At 58.5% G+C, this 2,181-nt stretch carries 4 protein-coding genes and 1 pseudogene; 2 read left to right on the forward strand and 3 right to left on the reverse strand.

Features of this window, described 5'->3' with window-relative positions:
- On the reverse strand, positions 1-172 hold a 172-nt coding region (locus tag GB927_RS34155; protein ID WP_256121582.1), incomplete at its 3' end, for a DUF736 family protein.
- A gap of 449 nt (positions 173-621) precedes the next feature.
- On the opposite strand from GB927_RS34155, the gene GB927_RS34160 reads away from it, so the two are divergent.
- Together GB927_RS34160 and GB927_RS34165 are read left to right on the forward strand one after the other, a co-directional pair.
- Positions 622-864 (forward strand): hypothetical protein, encoded by a 243-nt coding sequence (locus GB927_RS34160; protein ID WP_256121579.1) that lies wholly within the window; start codon positions 622-624, stop codon positions 862-864.
- Positions 839-1,456: an ATPase gene (locus GB927_RS34165; protein WP_256121580.1), complete on the forward strand. Its 618-nt coding sequence runs from the start codon at positions 839-841 to the stop codon at positions 1,454-1,456. The genes GB927_RS34160 and GB927_RS34165 overlap by 26 nt, the downstream gene beginning before the upstream one ends.
- A gap of 70 nt (positions 1,457-1,526) precedes the next feature.
- Here the strand turns inward: GB927_RS34165 and GB927_RS34170 are convergent, their stop codons facing one another.
- Together GB927_RS34170 and GB927_RS34175 are read right to left on the reverse strand one after the other, a co-directional pair.
- The gene (locus GB927_RS34170) at positions 1,527-1,664 is read right to left on the reverse strand and encodes a YjiS-like domain-containing protein (protein WP_256121581.1); all 138 of its coding nucleotides are present in this window, start codon (positions 1,662-1,664) and stop codon (positions 1,527-1,529) included.
- 255 nt (positions 1,665-1,919) lie between these two features.
- Positions 1,920-2,090 (reverse strand): annotated as a pseudogene (locus GB927_RS34175) (DUF736 domain-containing protein); the annotation flags it as partial.
- Between the last annotated feature and the right edge of the window lie 91 nt (positions 2,091-2,181).

The raw sequence follows: 2,181 nt of genomic DNA on the forward strand, positions 1-2,181 counted from the left end.
GCATAATCACACTCTCAGCATAATCCACGGCTCCGGCAAAGATGCGGAACTGCGGGCCCTTGTCCGAGGGGTTCTCGATGCGGGCGATGCGAGCCTTGACGTTGAGGGCGAGGGTGCGGATCGAGCCGCTGAAGCCGTTTTCGGTAGAGGTGAAGGTGCCGATGGTAGCCATTGTCGTATTCCTTTTTGCCGTTTCGGGCCGCTCTAGTGCGGCCTCGATGGCAGTCGCAAAGGCCGGTGACGATCGGACTGCACCTGACAAGGCCGAAACAGCGTGGAGGGCGGCACGCAGACACTTTCTTGTTTCGCGAGGAATGGCGGCGCAGACGCCAGGGGATGAAAGTTTCGCAGCGCCGTTGCGGGAATACGATCGAGGCGAAGCCGGTCTCCGGTCAGACATGCCCAATCGAGCCCACACATGGAGCCACGGGAATTGCGGAGCGGGAATATGGCTTTGGCGGCGTGCGCTGGATAGACCCTCGCATATCGGCCAAATGGACTGCGCCGTCCTATCGCCACCTGTTTTCCTGGCACGGCTTGAATGAACTGGGTCGATACCCAACGCGGGTCTTTGCGTGCCCACAAATGATTGCTATATTCGGGGAACAGGTTGGAGCAGACATGGCCAAAGTCGTCGTCAAGAAGTTCGGCAATTCCAGGATCGATGCGCGTGATACCGCGGTGACGCAGAAGCGCGTGCGGGATGGGGACAGCGGTCAGTTCACGACTGTTCGAACGATCGACGCGCAGAGCAAGACCCTCGGGAAAGATCTGAGCTACGTGTTCAGCAAGAATGTCGATAAGGCGCGCCGTGACAACAAGGCTGTGACCGGCGTGCGTGATCGTGCTCCCGTCCAGGATTGAGCAACCAGTCTTCCTGATCATTGCAGGGCCAAACGGATCCGGCAAAAGCAGCGTGTATGCGAATGCCGATCTGGAAATGGAAGGTCGATCCGTCTGGATCGTCAATCCGGACCTTCTTGCTGCACGGATCAGCAAGGTAGAAGCAAAGCCCCTCGTCGAAGCTAATCTGACCGCAGTCCAACGCATCGAGGCGTGGCTCGATGCCTCGATCAATGTCCACAAAACGATCGGTGTCGAGACAGTCTTGTCGACCGGCAAGTACCGGCGACTGGTCGAAGCGGCCAAAGCACTCGGATTTGCGATCTGGTTTCTATATGTCGTGCTCGACAGCCCGGAACGCTCGATCGAGCGGATCAAACTCCGTGTGGCGAAAGGCGGGCACCCGGTACCAGACGAGAAGGTCCGCCAGCGTTACCAGAGATCTCTGGAGCAGTTCCCCTGGTTCCTCGAGCAGGCGGACAAGGCCTGGATCTGGGACAATAGTGGCGCAAGCCCAAAGACGATTGGCGAAAAGTCGGACGGGATCATCGAACTCGACGAGAACGCTCTTAAGGTCGTCGCCAGAGCGGTCCAGTCCATCGCGACCGACTAGCAGCCATCGCCAGCCATAAGAAAAGGGCCGCACTGGCGCGGCCCTTTTTCAATCATCACGATTGACGAACTTACAGTCCACGGACGAGGCTGTGGATGTTCCCACGCGCGACGCCGATGTCGTTCAGGACGCGGTCGTCAAGGACAGATAGCTCGCGAATAGCGCGGCGCTCTGCAATGGCTTTCTTCAGCCGTTCAGCGATTTTCATGTTGCTCACCTTTGTAATTTTGATGATCAGTATATGTGCAATTCTTCGCCCGAAAAGAAGGCATATGCTTGCAAGGAAGGCATGCGCAATCGGCGGGGCTGGTTAATCGGCGCCATTTGTGTTGCCCTTGGTGCGGCAGCGCGCGTGCCATTGGCTCGTGCTACCATTCGAAGAGCGGCGACCGGCTCAACACCTCCTTCCGACTAGAGTGAATGGACAAGAGGAAAGCCCCGCCTCGCGGCGGGGCCGATCTCCTCAATCGCGGTTCGGGCGGGACCAGATCAGTTGGTAACCGTCTTCACCTTCGACTTCCGTGAGCGTCGCGTAGATCGGAGCGGGAAAGCTCGGATCGTCGAGCTTGACCGAGAGGTAGTCGCGATCGCTCTCGTTGGAGCGCTTCTGCCAGGCGGCGCCGAGTTCTACGTTTTGCGGTGCACCGCAAAACGTCGATTATGCTGAGAGTGTGATTATGCGGAGTGCCTGTCGCTGAAGGCTGGATTTGGCGGCGGTTGCGGCG

The organism is Shinella lacus, from assembly GCF_010994755.1.
In the GTDB taxonomy this organism is placed as follows: Bacteria; Pseudomonadota; Alphaproteobacteria; order Rhizobiales; family Rhizobiaceae; genus Shinella; species Shinella lacus.